Origin of the sequence: Anoxybacillus sp. LAT27, assembly GCF_022030075.1 — a bacterium.
Classification (GTDB): Bacteria; Bacillota; Bacilli; order Bacillales; family Anoxybacillaceae; genus Anoxybacillus; species Anoxybacillus kestanbolensis.
Genome location: NZ_JAIWYK010000201.1, coordinates 1 through 262, shown reverse-complemented (window position 1 = coordinate 262; position 262 = coordinate 1). Strand labels below are relative to the sequence as shown.

Genomic DNA, 262 nt, shown 5'->3' with positions numbered 1-262 from the left:
GAGAGTTGATACAACGTTCGTTAATGACACTTTTTCCAGAGACAGATGTTCAAACAAAGGATGCTTCAAGACTATTGTTTGGAGGAAAAGAACTGGTCTATAAAGCGTACGACAACGTCATAAGCGTTCCAGACTTATTAAATGCTGTTATATTGCACATAAAAACAGGACCTAACCCGTCACGGGATATGGAACGTTACTGTCGCATTGTTGGGATTGATTTAATCAACGGTTATCCGAATTATAAGTTGATTGATGAGAA

1 protein-coding gene is annotated in these 262 nt (G+C 38.2%); it reads left to right on the top strand.

Annotated features, from left to right (window positions below; all coding sequences use genetic code 11):
- The coding region (locus tag LD028_RS09125) for a hypothetical protein (RefSeq protein ID WP_237811628.1) at positions 1–262 on the top strand (262 nt) is incomplete at both ends.